Raw genomic sequence first — 13,850 nt, forward strand, 5'->3', positions numbered from 1 at the left:
GGGGAAGCACGGAACCGGAACTCTGACTACGCAACCCAGCCACCTACGGACACGGAACAGGAACCCGACGCACCCGCCGACAGGCGCGAAAAGCCCAAAGACCGCCCCTCACAACGAGAAGCGGCCTTCGAACAGTCAGAACAGTCAGAACAGCTAAATCGGCGGATCAGCGGGTCACTTCTTGGCTGCTGCCTTGAAGTCCCACTTGGCCACGTCACCAGAACAGGAAGCCGCGGTGACCTTCCCCGACCCGTCCCGGTAGCACTTGGTGTTGTACTGCATGTCCGAGATGGTCTTGTTCGGGTTGATCGACCACTGCTGCGCCGGCCCGCCATCACACTTCTTCAGCAGCACCTTCCCCGACGACAACGTGGTGCACAGCTGAGGCGACCCCTGCTCCATGAACGCGCCGTGGAACTTGAACTGCTGCGCCGCCGACCCGTTGCACGCCGCCGTCGTCAGCTGCGACCCAGAAGCCCCACCCTGCAAGCACTTCCCGGTCGACACGTTCTTGTACTCGCCGTTGGTCGTCTTCGGCTTGGCGCCGCCGTAGCACTCACCGGTGGAGGTGTTGAAGATCGGCGTGGAGTCCACGGTCAGGTTCGACGGCGGGTTGAGGATGGTCTCCTCCATCACCGGCTTGCCGTCGTCGTGGTAGTTCGTCAGCGCGTCTTCGCAGTCGATGGCGTTCATGGCGTTGCCGCCCTTGCCGCCGACCCACGCGTCGAAGTGCCACAGCTTCGGGCCGCCGTTGGGGCCGTTGCCGTTCCAGTCCTGCTCGCAGGAGGAGCAGGAGTCCTCCATGATGAAGTACTTCTTGACGCGCGGGAAGTAGATCTTGGTGCCCGGCTTGGCTTCCTTGCTGGACGTCGCGAACGTGATCGGGTCCGACCAGGTTCCCTTGCCGCCGGCGGTGTCGTGGATCTTCGGGTACGCGATGTCGCCGCCGGGCGGGGTGTTGTCGTACCAGCCGTAGAAGGTCCAGAAGACCTGTTGTGATGCTGCGGCGCTCGCGGGTGACGAAGCGAACAAACCGGACATCATGAGCAAAATACCTGCCGCCACAGACAGGGCGCGTTTCATGCATGCCTCCGCAAGAACCGGTGGACTTAGGCGGCGTGCATGCAGAGTCCACCGGCCGAGCGGCTTTTGTAAAGAAACTTATCTAACTATTTGCGGAAGCAATATCGGCTACCGGACCCACCACGATGATCGCGGGCGGACGGACTTCCCAGCGCTTCACGTCGGCGCCGAGTGAGTCCAAAGTGGACCGGAAGACGCGTTGAGAAGCCGTGCTGCCTTCCTGGATGACGGCGACGGGGGTGGAACCGGGGCGGCCTTCCATCAAAGCTGAAGCGAAGGCACCAGCGCGTTCTACGGCCATCATCAGCACGACGGTGCCTTGCAGGCGTGCGATCGACGGCCAGTCCACGAGAGAGCGTGGGTCGTCGGGAGCCACGTGACCGGAGACGACAACGACCTCGTGCGCCACGCCTCGGTGCGTCACGGGCACACCGGCCAATGCGGGCACACCGAACGCTGACGTCACGCCTGGCACGACGGTCACGGGGATGCCGGCCTCGGCGCACGCCAGCAGCTCCTCGAAACCGCGACCGAAGACGTACGGATCGCCGCCCTTCAAGCGGACGACGAACTTACCCTCCTTGGCGCGGTCGATCAGCGTCTGGTTGATGAACTCCTGCGTGGCCGCGCGGCCGTAGGGGATCTTCGCGGCGTCGACGACCTCGACGTGCGCGGGCAGTTCCTCCAGCAGTTCGCGCGGGGCCAGCCGGTCGGCGACGACCACGTCCGCGTGGGCCAGCAAACGCTTGCCCTTCACGGTGATCAGCTCAGCGTCACCAGGGCCGCCACCCACCAGCGCCACGCCGACCGGTGCGGCAGCCTGGTCCGCGATTCGCCCGTCCCGCAGAGCAGCCACGAGCCCGTCGCGAACGGAAGCCGAGCGACGGTGTTCGCCACCCGCCAGCACGCCGAGCACAAGGCCGTCGTGCGTGCCCACGGCTGGAGTGACGGCCGTGCCCTCGACGGCGATGTCCGCGCGCACGCAGAACACACGCAGCGACGAGGCCTCCTCGCCGATCTGGGTGTTCACGGAGACGTTGGACGTGCACGCCACCACGTACCACGCGCCCTCGACGTCACCCGGCTGGAAACGCCTCTGGTGCCACGTCAGCTCCCCCGCGTCGACCATGCCCTGCACGGCGGGCGTGACGGACGGCGACACGAGCTCGACGGCGGCGCCGGACGCGATCAGGCGAGGCAGGCGGCGCTGGGCGACCGTGCCTCCGCCGACCACGAGGACGCGCCGGCCCCGGAGATCGAGGCCGGCCAGGTAGTGCTGTTCAAACGGCATGGGTAGAAGCATCCACACCGGACACGCCGTGTCCAGCCGAAGGGAACATGGTCACAGGCTCAACAGCTCGAAAGAGGTAGCGAGAACGCCGCCGAACCGCTCACCCACGGCCTCCGCGGCATGACGCAGGAACGGTTCCGGCTCGGCCATGTCGCCACCCAGCGCAGCCAGATAGGCCTTGTGCTCGCGCAGAGAGGCCACCGAAGCGTCGAACGAGTCGGTGATGTCCACGGCGTGCGTGGCCAACGGCGAGGACGCCGCCGCCACGTACCGAACGCCATTCCACGGCTCGAGGCCCAGGTCCTGGAAGATCCACCGGTTGCCCGCATCGCGAACGGCGTCCACGGCCGCACGACCGACCGCGATGTGGTCCGCCTGGTTCCACCCACCACCGGGCCAGGTGTCGCGGAAGTTGCTGACGATCACGAACTCGGGCCGGTGCCGCCGGATCGCCGCCGCGATGTCGCGCCGCAGCGGCACGCCGTACTCGATCACGCCGTCCTGGTGGTCCAGGAACTCGACGACGGAGACGCCCACGGCCGCGCACGACGCAATCTGCTCCTCGACCCGCAACGGCCCGGAGACCGACGGTTCGAGGGTGTCGATGCCCGCCTCGCCACGGCACGCGAGCAAGTACGCGATGTTCTTGCCCTGTGCGGTCCACCGCGCGATGGCGCCCGCACCGCCGTACTCCATGTCATCGGGATGAGCGACGACGACCAGCGCGCTCGACCAGTCCTCCGGCACCGCTTGTAGATCAGCCATGCCCCGCAGGATGCGCGTGAACGTGCGCACGCTGCAACCGATGTACCGAATGCCGCAGCCGGTGCTCCACGTCGTGCGCGATCCGGTGCGCCTCCACGAGAGAAGTCTCCCGCGCCACCACCACGGTCAACTCGGCCAGCTGACCGTGCCCGGACCAGCGCATCCGCACGTCCTCAACGGCGAGCACGCCCGGTGTGCCGCCCGCGACCTCGGACGCCTTGCCCACCACCACCGGGTCAGCCGCGTCGAGCAACCGCGAGAACACCTGCCGTCCGGCGTCGACCAGCACCATGCCGATGAGCACGGCCACCACCAGGCCGACCAACGGATCGACCCACCACCAACCCAGCCATGAGCCGAACGCAGCAGCAAGCACCGCCAACGACGTGTACCCGTCCGTACGCGCGTGCAGCCCGTCAGCCACCAACGCCGCCGAACCGATCCGTCGCCCCACACGGATCCGCCACTGCGCCACGAACTCGTTGCCCAGGAACCCCACGACCGCCGCCACCGCAACGGCCGGAACAGCCGACACGGGACGAGGGTCGAGCAGCCGCGCCACCGCCTCGTACCCGGCGAACACGGCGGAGAACGCCATCAACACCACCACAGCCACGCCAGCGAGGTCCTCAGCCCGCCCGTAGCCGTACGGGAAGCGCACCGACGCGGCCCGGCGGCTCAGCCAGAACGCGATGCCCAGCGGCACAGCGGTCAGCGCGTCGGCGAAGTTGTGCACGGTGTCGGCGAGCAACGCCACCGACCCGCTGAACACCACGACGACGGCCTGGATCAGTGCCGTCACCATCAGAACGGCGAACGACCACCACACCGTGTGCTGCGGATCGGTGTGGTGGCCGTGTCCATGCCCGTGTCCGTGCCCGAAGCCCATGACAGGAGACGCTACCCCGAAATTGTCCACTGTGGACTAATGCACAGGTTTGCTTACTGCCAAAGGCTAGTTACAACTAGAGCTGGGCGTTGATGACCGAGTAGTACGGCGCGATCCGGCCGTACACACCGGGGTACTTCGGCGCCGCGCAACCCTGGCCCCACGACGTGTCACCGATGAGCTTGCCACCGAACACCAGCGGGCCACCGGAGTCGCCCTGGCAGGTGTCCACGCCACCCTGCGGGAAGCCCGCGCACACCATCGAGGTGTTGCTGTACTGCGAGTACGCGGTCTTGCAGGTCGCGTCCGAGGTCAGCGGCACGTTGGCCTTCAGCAGGTACCGGGAGGCCGAACCGCCGGAGGACGTGGTGCCCCAGCCGAGGATCAGCGCCGAGTTGCCCGCCGCGTACAGGGCGGTGTCGGCCGGGGTGGCGAGCGGCAGGGTGGCCGAGCTGATGTTGCGGTCCAGCGTCAGCACGGCGACGTCGTAGCCGGCGGTCGCGGTGGTGTAGCTCGGGTGGACCCAGATCTTGGTCACGTTGGCCGTGGTGCCGACGGTGGTCTGCTTGTCGTCACGGCCGTGGACGACGCGCGTGCTGGCGGGCGTGCGGCCCTTCACGCAGTGTGCGGCGGTGACGACCTTGTTGGCCTTCACGAGAGTGCCGCCGCAGAACTGGAAGTTGGCGGTCGTCGTCAGCATGACGACCCACGGGTACGTCGCGGTGCTGGCTCGCGTACCGCCGACGATCATCGGCGACACGTCGTCGGCGTTCGCTGCGGGAGCAGTCATGAAGATGCTCGCGAGGGCAGTGACCACAACGGACAAGATCAGGCGATGCAGGGTTTTCGCCATAGCTGCCAGTCCTTCCCGATAACGCTGTGTGTGCACGGTGTCGAGCGGCGGCACACACAGCGTCACGGGCGAGGATTCGGCGGCATAACCGCCATTAGTCGTACATGTCCGACTTCACAGTTGACTACTAGATGATTTTGCGGTCCTTGAACGCCGTCGTAACAGCGGCGGCATCCGCGTCACCGTAGAGCTTCTTGGCGGCGGCGACGGTCGCGTTCGCGGCCTTCGCGAAGTCGGTCGACGGCGAGTAGGAGAACTGCGCCTCCAGCACGATCTTCGCCGCCTTCTCGCGGCCGAACTTCTTGTAGATGTCGAACAGCGCACGCGACCAGATCTCGCCGTCGTCGTGCACCTCACCGGTCTTGTCGGCGATGGTCTTGTTGGTGTCCGTGCGACGGATGCAGTGCGGCGTCGTGGTCGTGTAGGACGTCGAGTCCCAGTCCATGATGCACGCGTACGGGGTCGTCGCCGTGTCCTTCGAGTCACGGGAGGCCATGATCAACGCCCACCAGTCGCCGAAGCCCTCACCGATCGCGCCGCCCTCCTCGGTCGAGCCGAAGCCCGGCACCTGGGCGTCCTGGATCGCGTGGCCGAGCTCGTGCCACACCACCTCGAGGTCCTCGGCGTCGTCCACCCCACCGGTGCCGAAGGTGATCTGGTCCTTCGACGGGTCGTAGAACGAGTTGTCCTCGGTCAGACCGAGCGTCGTGAACTTCTGGGCCTCGTTGTTGACGTTCTTGAACCCGAGGCTCTGGATGTACTTCTGGGCTTCGGTGATGCCCCAGTAGGCGTTGGTCTGCTCGAAGAACGGGTTGTGGCGGGTGTACTCGAACTTCCTCGTCGAGCTCTTCGCCAGCTTGCTCGTGGCGCCCGTGATCGACGCGAAGTCGCCCCTGAGGTACCCGGACGTGCCCAAGTTGGACAGCGTGACCGACTTGTACGCGGTGGTGGGCACCGCTGAGTCCGCGTCGTTCTTGTCCGTGAGGCTCTCGTTCTGCAGCGCCACAACGGGGTTGGGGCTGAACACCTTGCCGGTGCCCTCGGCGTGCTTGACCAGGCTCTCCGACTTCACCACAGCGCCGGTCTCCGCGTGCACCAGCGTGCGCTCGGATCCCTTGCCGTTGTCGGAGATCACCTCGTAGACGAGTCCGGTGCCCGGCAGCACCTTGAGGTTTGCCCCTTCGGGCACACCAGCGGACTTCGTCTTCGCGGACTCGGCGGTGACGGCGGGCGTGACGTCCACCGAACCGACCGCGAGACGGCCGTCGTCCACCGTCTTCACACCGGTCGCCTTGTCGACGTGCTCGACGTAGTAGGCGCCCAGCACGGGTTTTCCGTCGAAGGTCTGCTCGTACCAGGTGTGCGTGGCGGTCAGCGAATCCTTGACGGTCAGCAGCCGCAGACCTTCTTTGGGAGCCGCGGCCTGGGCGTTGACGGTCAGCATGGACAGGACGACGCCGGCGGTGCAGGCGACTGCGACGAGACGACGCGATCTCATGTCGGTCTCCAGTGCTTCGGGCCCAAGGCAGGGGGAGGGCCGTGTGCATGGCGACGCTAATCAAGAAAAGTTGAACAGAGACCCTACGAAAGAAGGAAAAACCTCAGCGATCCCACACTCCGGGAACAACAATTACGTCGGCTTCGACCGGATTGTCCAACGTTGGCCCGGTTCCGAACGCGACGAACGCAACCGCCGCACCGTGCGCGGCAAGATCACCCGCGCCCTCGTGCCGAACCTCCGTGCCGGACCGCAGGATGGGCGAGACCGAGTTGATCGCTTCTGGCGTTCCGACCACGAACGCCGCGCGCCGGATCTCCGCCTCCGCACGGGGCGTGCGTTCCTCCGCATCGCCCGGCCCGAGTCCGATCAATGCCAGCCTGCCGCGTGGCAGCACTCGCGCCGCCGCCACGGTCACGTTGTCCCGCTTGAACTTCTCGGCCGCGAGCTCGACCGGCGCGCCGTGCCCGATGATCTGGGCGCCGCGCAACGCCGCCGCTTCCGCCACGCTCGCGGTGCCCATCGAGTTGCGCACCACCGAGCTCGGGTTCGGCACGCCGATCTCGGCCAGCTCGTCGGTCGGGAACGTCAGCAGCTCGGCCGTGTCGCCGTGCCAGAAACCCCAGTCCTCCACGGCATCCACGATGCCGGGCTCGTCCGCTTTGGCGTCCGCGGTCGCAAATGCCTTGATGGCACGCAGATCCAGACCACCCTGTGCGTCCAGTTCCGACAGTGCGGCACCAACGCTCGTGGCCGACGCACCGCGAGTCGACCCCACACCGACGACGAGCGTGCGCGGGACGATCCGCAGCACGTTGTCCTTGGCGCTCGCGGCCCGGTCGTCGACGACGATCACCCAGCTGGCGTCCTCGCCCCCGGCGACGACGTTGGGCGGCAGGGCGGGCAGCGGAAAGCCCAGCGGGTTGCGCAGCACGACCTTGTCGCCCGCCTCGATGGCGGCGGTGCAGGCCTCGATGTCGCCGTCGGCGGTGGCGTCGAGCTGTTCGACCAGCTCGTCCAGCACCGAGTCGATCGACGGGCCGCCCGTGACGACGGCCGTGCGGTTCAACAGGTCCGCGACCTGGCGGGCGAACGTGTCCGCGGCACCCGCCAGTGCCACCACGAAATGCGCGTCCACGCACACCACGGCGGGGTCGGATCGCCTGTCCCGCAACAACGGCGCGATCAAGCGGACCGCGGAGCCCGCGTCCAGGAACAGCACCGCGGCACCCAGGCGCGCCCACAACCGTTGCACGGCGGGCCTGACCGGGCCGTCCGGCACGACCGCGTCCGCACCCAGCAGTCCGGCGAGGTCGGCGGCGTCACCGCGCTGAGTCACCCCGGCGAAGACACCGATCACGCCCAGCCACCCCGCAGCCCCGCTGCGGGCACCGCAGCGGAGACGCACCCGGCCAGCACACCAGTCACTTCTTGGTTCCCCACAACACGGTCACGGGAACCGCCGGAGCGAAACCCGAGTCGAGCAGGCGGGAAGCGGTCCAGTGCACGCCCTCCACCTCGTAGCCGGCGGCCTGCAACGCATCGCGGGCGGGCACGATCTCGTCCACGCTCTCGGTCACGACGACCACGCGCCGGGCGTTCACGGCCGCACACGCCTTGACCTCGGCGAGCTGACCTCGGCCGACGAACACCGCGTCCGGGCGGGGCAACGCGGCCGTGTCCAGTTCGGCTTCCTCGACCCTCACGTCGACGCCGTGCGCCGCCGCGTTCGCGATGATGCGCACGCACTGCACGGGATCCGGCTCGACCGCGAGCACCGCGGCACCGAGCCGGGCGCACTCCACGGCCACCGCGCCGGAACCGGCCAGCACGTCCCACACCAGCACGCCGGGCCGCGGAGCGAGGCGGGCCAGCACGAACGCGCGGACCTCGGCGCCGAGCACGTGCGTGCGACTCGCGAAGGAGTCGTCCGGCAGTGCCCAGCCGTCGTTCGACTGGAGGAACTCGTTGTCCGCCAGGCACAACACCGCGTCGGGCGCGGTCCAGCGACGGGTCACCGCGTCTCTTGGGTCCACAGTGGACAGTTCACCGGAGTCCGACACCGTCAACGTGCGGCGCCAGCCCGCGAGACCCGCCCCGATCTCGGCGGGACCGATGCCGTCCGCGAGCTTGACGATCACGGCGGAGCGGGCGCGGCACACGTTCAGCGCGGGACGCAGCCCGTCCGCCGCGTCGACGATCTCGACGGGACGCCCGGCTACCTCCTGCAGCTTCTCCACTGTCATCAGCTATTCGGCCGCTTGGGCTTGCGAGCGGCGGGCTTCTTCTTCGCGGTCGACGTCGAGGCGCGGACCGTCGGCGGCTTCGGCTTCTCCGCCGCGACGACGGTCAGCTTCGGCTTGGGGGCCGGCTCCTCGGCCGGCTTGCGCACCGACTGCTGTATTTCCTCGACCGCCGTCCACGCCGGGTTCGGCTCGGTCACGGCAGCAGCAGTCACGGCAGCAGCGGGCACGGGCTCGTCGACGCGCGTCGAGATGCGCGTGGCGGCACGGCGCGACCAGCGGGTCGGCCGGGCGGCGCGGATCGGCTCGTCCACCGACGACGTGGCGGACGTGGAGACACGCCGCGTCGGCTGCTTCACGGCCGCTCCGACCAGGAACAACGTCGGGCGGTACAGCTTGTGCTTCTTCACGACCGACTCCAGCTCACCGACCGTGGTGTGCACGACCAGTTCGTCGGCCTGGCTGACCTTGTACGCGACCACGACCGGGGTCTGCTCGGAGTAGCCGCCCTGCAGCAGCTTCTCGACGAACTGGCCGGTGCGCGCGCCCGAGACCGTGGCGGCCATCGTGGTCTGCAGCGCGGCGAACTCGGCGACCAGCTCGCTGCTCTCCGGCGAGATCAGCACGGTCGACGACGCCTCGGTCAGCGTGATCTCGCGGCCGATCTTGGCGGCAGCGGCGGCGACCACGGCGACACCGGGCACGACGTCGACCTCGAGGCCGAGGCGCACGCACAGGTCGTGCTGCTCCTGCACACGACCACCGGTCGCGGCGTCACCCGCGTGCAGACGGACGACCGTCTGGCGCGACGCGGCGGCACGGCGGTAGATGTCCGTGATCTCCTCCTGCGTGACGCGCGAGAAGTCGACCAGCTCGGCGTCGGCACGGGCGTGCTCGCGGACGCACTCGGCGTCCACCGCAGCGGGTGCCCAGATGACGACGTCCGCTTCCGCGATGCGGCGCGCGCCTCGGAGAGTGATGAGGTCGGCGGCACCCGGACCGGCACCGACGAAGGAGACCCGACCGGTCGTCGTCACGACAGCTCCACAGGGGTTCGGCTTTGGCTTAAGCGAAGACCGTACCGTCTGCCGCTCCGGCCACGAACGGGTGGCAGGCTCGCACGAACCGGGCCACGGCTTCCGGATCACCCGCGGGGTGCGTGTGGAGGTACGACGCGTGCACTCCCCCGGCCACGAATCCTTCCGCGACCGGCCGGGAATCGACGCCGCGCCAGTGCCATGCGGGCGGGGTCGAGTGCGGTGTGGACAACTGCGTGCGGTGGAACTCGTGGCCGGTCACGCGGCTGCCGGGCGGGTGCAGCGGTGAACTCGCCGAGGCCACCGCGTCCCGGTAGCCCAAGGTCAGCTTCGGCGTCATGAAGCCCTCGGCGTCGAGCACGCCGCACATCGGGTGGCCGTCAAGTGATCTTGCCAGATAAAGGAGTCCACCACACTCGGCGTGGACCGGCGCACCCGATCGAGCGAACCGCGCGACGGCTTCGCGCAACTTCGCGTTGGCCGACAACGCTTCCGCGTGCTGCTCCGGGAAGCCGCCGGGGAGCACGAGGCCCGCGGTTCCCGGCGGGAGATCTTCGTCGTTGAGCGGATCCACGACGGCCACGGCCGCGCCTGCTGCCTTGAGCACCTCCACGTGTTCCGCGTAGCCGAACGTGAAAGCCGCTCCACCTGCGACGGCGATCAACGGTTCGTCGGTGACCGGTTCGACCTGGGGTTCCCAGGCGGCCACGGCCATCGCGGGCACGGACGATGCCAGTCTGCGCACGGCATCAAGATCAACGTGTTTGGCCACCGCGGCGGCGATCGCGTCCACCGCCCGGACTGCTTCCGAGCCGTGCTCTGCTGCCGTCACGAGGCCGAGATGCCTTGAGGGCAAAGAGAACTGCGGGTCTCGTGGCAGCACGCCGAGGACGTCGAGACCGACCTCGTCGCACGCTGATCTGAGGACCTGCTCGTGGCGTTCCGAACCGACCTGGTTGAGGATCACGCCGCCGAGCCGGACCGTCGGGTCGTACCCGCGGAAACCGTGCAGCAGCGCCGCGAGTGATCGGCTTTGGCCCCTTGCGTCCACGACGAACAGCACCGGGGCGTTGATCAGCTTGGCGACATGGGCGGTCGAGCCGACGCCTGCGGTGTCGACGCGGCCGTCGAAGAGGCCCATGACGCCTTCGACGACCGCGATGTCACAGCCTTTGGAACCGTGCGCGAACAGGCCGGGGATCCGGTTCTCGCCGACCATGACCGGGTCGAGGTTGCGACCCGGTTTCCCGGTGGCCAGCGAGTGGTAGCCGGGGTCGATGTAGTCCGGGCCGACCTTGAACGGCGCGACCCGCGACCCGGCGCGGCGCAACGCGGCCATGAGGCCCGTCGCGACCGTGGTCTTGCCGCTGCCCGAGGCGGGGGCGGCGACGACCAGCCTGTTCACCACCTGGTCCTCCGCTGCCCCTGACCGGCGGCGGCGCCCGTCAGTCGCGTCACCACTCGATCCCCCGCTGGCCCTTCTGCCCGGCGTCCATCGGGTGCTTGACCTTGGTCATCTCCACCACGAGGTCGGCCGCGGCGATGAGCTTGTCGGGCGCGTACCGGCCGGTGATCACGACGTGCTGGTGACCCGGGCGGTTGGCGAGCGTGTCGACCACCTCGTCGACGTCGATCCAGCCCCAGTGCAGCGGGTAGGTGAACTCGTCGAGGACGTAGAAGCCGTGGCGTTCGGCTTGCAGTCGCCTTGCGATTTCTTCCCAGCCTTCCTTGGCGGCTGCCGCGTGATCGTCCTCGGTGCCCTGTTTGCGGGTCCAGGACCAGCCCTCGCCCATCTTGTGCCACTCGACGGCGCCGCCCTCGCCGGTCTCGTCGTGCAGCCTGCCGAGTGCCTTGAACGCGGACTCCTCGCCGACCTTCCACTTGGCGGACTTCACGAACTGGAACACGCCGATGTCCCAGCCCTGGTTCCAGCCGCGCAACGCCATGCCGAACGCCGACGTCGACTTCCCCTTCATCTCACCGGTGTGCAGCATGAGCAACGGCCGGTTGCGACGCTGTCTCGTCGTCAGGCCGTCCTTGGGCACCTCGGTGGGCTGTCCCTGTGGCACTGGGGTTTCTCCTTATGCGGCGCGGACGACGCCGGCGAGGTGGTCGGCGCTGAGCTGGTCGAGGCGGACACAGGTGCCCTGCAGGGCTTCGGCGATCTTCTGCGCCAGGCCGAGGCGGATGTGGCCCTGTTCGCAGTCGACGACCACCACGGCGGTCTGTTCGAGCAGGCCCGCGGCTTTCAGCGCGTCCTTGGTCGGGTCGCCGCCAAGCCCTGACGACGTGGCGCGGCCGTCGGTGAGCAGGACGACCAGGGGGCGCTTCTGCGGGTCCCTGAGCCGTTCGATCTCCAGGATCTTGTGGGCCTTGAGAATGCCGTCCGCGAGAGGCGTACGGCCGCCGGTGCGCATCTTCTTGAGGCGCGTCGCCGCCGCGTCGACCGAAGTCGTCGGGGGCAAGGCGACTTCGGCGTCGTTGCCGCGGAACGTGATCACGCCGACCTTGTCGCGGCGCTGGTAGGCGTCGCGGAGCAGGGACACGACCGCGCCGCTCACCGCGGACATGCGCTGGCGGGCGGCCATCGAGCCAGAGGCGTCGACCACGAACAGGATGAGGTTGGACTCCTTGCCTTCCCGCACGGCCTTGCGCAGGTCTGCTGCCGTCAGGAGGAGTCCAGGGCCGCTGCGGCCGCGTTCCTGCTGGTGTGGTGCGGCGTTCAGGAGCGTGTCGACGAGGTGGAGGCCTGATCCGTCCACTTTGGAGGAACGGACGATCCTGCCGGTGCGGGCCCGGGCCCTGGAACGCTTGCCCGGCGCGCCCTCCCCGACTCCGGGGACTTCCAGCAGCCTGGCCTTGAACGCCGGGGCGGGTTCCGGGGCCGGACGGTCGTTGGGCGCGTTTCCGTTGCCCTGGGGGCCTTCCTGCGGTTCAGGGAGCTCGCCACCGCCGGGGCCGTCGTCGTCCGGGCCGTCGTCAGGTTCTTCGGCGTGCTCGGCTGCCTCGCGCATCGCGTCTTCGAGCTGCTGCTCCTCGATGCCCGGCTCGTCGAACGGGTCACGCCTGCGCCGGTGCGGAAGAGCGAGCCGGACCGCGGTCTCGACGTCCATCTCCTCGACCTGCGTGGCGCCTCGCCAGGCCGCGTGGGCGGTGGCGGCGCGGGCGACGACGAGGTCCGCGCGCATGCCGTCGACCTCGAAAGCCGCGCAGACAGCGGCGATCCGGCGCAGCTCACTGTCCGGAAGGGACACTTGGCGCAGGTTCTCGCGCGCTTGGGTGATCTGCTGCTTGAGCTTGGCGTCCTCGTCGGCCCACTTCTCGGCGAACGTGGCCGGGTCGGCTTCGTAGGCGAGGCGGCGCCGGATGACCTCGGTGCGGACACCGACGTCCCGCGCGGCCTTGACCGCGACCGTGAGCCCGAACCGGTCGAGCAGCTGCGGCCGGAGCTCGCCCTCCTCGGGGTTCATCGTGCCGACCAGCAGGAACTGGGACGGGTGGGAGATGGACACGCCTTCGCGTTCCACGTGTGCGCGGCCCATCGCGGCGGCGTCGAGCAGCAGGTCGACGAGGTGGTCGTGGAGCAGGTTGACCTCGTCGACGTAGAGCACGCCCCGGTGCGCGGCGGCGAGCAAGCCGGGCTGGAACGCCCGCACGCCCTCGGTCAGCGCCTTCTCCAGGTCGAGCGAGCCGACCAGGCGGTCCTCGGTGGCGCCGACCGGCAGTTCGACGAGCTTGGCGGGGCGTCGCTCGGCGGCTTCGTGCGGCGCGTCCGGGCAGTCGGTGCTGCCGGGGACACACCCGAAGCGGCAGTTCTGCGAGACGTCCAGCTCGGGCAGCAACGCGGCGAGGGCACGCACGATGGTCGACTTCGCGGTCCCCTTCTCGCCGCGGACGAGAACGCCGCCGATGCCGGGGTGCACCGCGTTCAGCAGCAGGGCCAGCCGGAGGTCGTCATGTCCGACGACAGCCGAAAAGGGGAACATGCTCCAGGGAGTCCTTCCTCGGGTGGTCCACGCCCGTGTCCGGTCGAGTGACGAGGGGGACGAGTTCCTGACTCCCGGATCCAGGTCCGGTCACAGTCGCGGGCACGGCGCCGGATTCACACCGGCTTCCTCGCGCTCCCCTCACAGCCCCGGCATCGTCGCATTTCGCACCTGCCGGTCCAACAGCCAGGTGAGCGACATCGCC

General features: G+C 68.8%; 12 protein-coding genes and 1 riboswitch. All 12 genes read right to left on the minus strand.

The window, feature by feature from the left end:
• Positions 1 to 174 precede the first annotated feature (174 nt).
• Positions 175 to 1,041 carry an RICIN domain-containing protein gene (locus UK23_RS06460; RefSeq protein ID WP_231114398.1) on the minus strand — a complete coding sequence of 289 codons (867 nt, stop codon included), beginning with the start codon at positions 1,039 to 1,041 and terminating at the stop codon, positions 175 to 177.
• Between the two features lie 124 nt (positions 1,042 to 1,165).
• The gene (cobA, locus tag UK23_RS06465; RefSeq protein WP_045310457.1) at positions 1,166 to 2,374 is read right to left on the minus strand and encodes a uroporphyrinogen-III C-methyltransferase; all 1,209 of its coding nucleotides are present in this window, start codon (positions 2,372 to 2,374) and stop codon (positions 1,166 to 1,168) included.
• Between the two features lie 51 nt (positions 2,375 to 2,425).
• On the minus strand, positions 2,426 to 3,139 hold the full coding sequence (locus UK23_RS06470) for a PIG-L deacetylase family protein (RefSeq protein ID WP_045310489.1): 714 nt from the start codon (positions 3,137 to 3,139) through the stop codon (positions 2,426 to 2,428).
• The gene (locus UK23_RS06475) at positions 3,132 to 4,028 is read right to left on the minus strand and encodes a cation diffusion facilitator family transporter (protein WP_045310458.1); all 897 of its coding nucleotides are present in this window, start codon (positions 4,026 to 4,028) and stop codon (positions 3,132 to 3,134) included. Before UK23_RS06475 ends, UK23_RS06470 begins: the two co-directional genes overlap by 8 nt.
• A 76-nt stretch (positions 4,029 to 4,104) precedes the next feature.
• Complete coding sequence (locus UK23_RS06480; RefSeq protein ID WP_045310459.1) at positions 4,105 to 4,881, minus strand: S1 family peptidase; 777 nt, start codon at positions 4,879 to 4,881, stop codon at positions 4,105 to 4,107.
• A gap of 127 nt (positions 4,882 to 5,008) precedes the next feature.
• Positions 5,009 to 6,379, minus strand: coding sequence for a M36 family metallopeptidase (locus UK23_RS06485; protein ID WP_045310460.1), 1,371 nt, complete (start codon positions 6,377 to 6,379; stop codon positions 5,009 to 5,011).
• A gap of 103 nt (positions 6,380 to 6,482) precedes the next feature.
• On the minus strand, positions 6,483 to 7,739 hold the full coding sequence (locus UK23_RS06490; protein WP_045310461.1) for a cobalamin biosynthesis protein: 1,257 nt from the start codon (positions 7,737 to 7,739) through the stop codon (positions 6,483 to 6,485).
• A 64-nt stretch (positions 7,740 to 7,803) separates the two neighbouring features.
• Positions 7,804 to 8,619, minus strand: coding sequence for a hypothetical protein (locus UK23_RS06495; RefSeq protein ID WP_156212875.1), 816 nt, complete (start codon positions 8,617 to 8,619; stop codon positions 7,804 to 7,806).
• 5 nt (positions 8,620 to 8,624) lie between these two features.
• Positions 8,625 to 9,659, minus strand: a complete 1,035-nt coding sequence (locus UK23_RS06500) for a cobalt-precorrin-4/precorrin-4 C(11)-methyltransferase (RefSeq protein ID WP_045310462.1) — start codon at positions 9,657 to 9,659, stop codon at positions 8,625 to 8,627.
• Between the two features lie 28 nt (positions 9,660 to 9,687).
• On the minus strand, positions 9,688 to 11,067 hold the full coding sequence (locus tag UK23_RS06505; protein WP_045310463.1) for a cobyrinate a,c-diamide synthase: 1,380 nt from the start codon (positions 11,065 to 11,067) through the stop codon (positions 9,688 to 9,690).
• A gap of 46 nt (positions 11,068 to 11,113) precedes the next feature.
• Positions 11,114 to 11,728, minus strand: a complete 615-nt coding sequence (gene cobO, locus UK23_RS06510; protein ID WP_045310464.1) for a cob(I)yrinic acid a,c-diamide adenosyltransferase — start codon at positions 11,726 to 11,728, stop codon at positions 11,114 to 11,116.
• 12 nt (positions 11,729 to 11,740) lie between these two features.
• Positions 11,741 to 13,645 (minus strand): putative cobaltochelatase, encoded by a 1,905-nt coding sequence (locus UK23_RS06515; protein ID WP_045310465.1) that lies wholly within the window; start codon positions 13,643 to 13,645, stop codon positions 11,741 to 11,743.
• Positions 13,646 to 13,685: 40 nt separating this feature from the next.
• Positions 13,686 to 13,820, minus strand: a riboswitch (cobalamin riboswitch).
• Positions 13,821 to 13,850: the final 30 nt, after the last annotated feature.

This window comes from Lentzea aerocolonigenes (assembly GCF_000955955.1).
GTDB classification, from domain to species: domain Bacteria; phylum Actinomycetota; class Actinomycetes; order Mycobacteriales; family Pseudonocardiaceae; genus Lentzea; species Lentzea aerocolonigenes_A.